The sequence below is a fragment of the Mesorhizobium sp. LjNodule214 genome (assembly GCF_964252735.1).
Taxonomy (GTDB): Bacteria; Pseudomonadota; Alphaproteobacteria; order Rhizobiales; family Rhizobiaceae; genus Mesorhizobium.
In genome coordinates, this window is the sequence record NZ_CAXUPE020000016.1 from 1 (window position 1) to 445 (window position 445).

The 445-nt window shown below is 58.4% G+C and carries 1 protein-coding gene; it reads right to left on the reverse strand.

Features of this window, described 5'->3' with window-relative positions; translation table 11 throughout:
- The coding region (locus ACSQ3Z_RS37240) for a helix-turn-helix domain-containing protein (protein ID WP_436176029.1) at positions 1–357 on the reverse strand (357 nt) is incomplete at its 3' end.
- Positions 358–445: the final 88 nt, after the last annotated feature.

Here is a 445-nt window from a genome sequence, read left to right on the forward strand (position 1 = left end):
GCGAATAGCGTTTTTTTTGAAGCTCAGGCCCTCGCGCCTCAAGAACATCCAGACCGCATTGTGCGAGACCATCACCCCGCGTGCGGCCAACTCATCCTTCAGCCGATGCAGCGTCAGATCAGAGGTCTGGTTGATCCGCTCCACGATGAAAGCTCGATGCGGCTCCAGAACCCGCTTGCGGTGCCCGCCCATCTTGCCCGGCGCAACCGAGCCGGTGGCGCGGTAACGCTGCGACCACTTCACCACCGAGGATACTGCGACGCCAAAACGCGACGCCACCACACGGCAGCTCTCGCCGGTGCCGACGGCTTCAACAACACGTTCACGAAGATCGTTCGAAAGGGCTCGTGTCATCAGACGCTGGCCTCCGTCCAGCCAGTATCTTGAATCACAAACCAGCTGCTTTGGGAATCCTATGATTCTCTCAAAATATGAACTGCTCTAG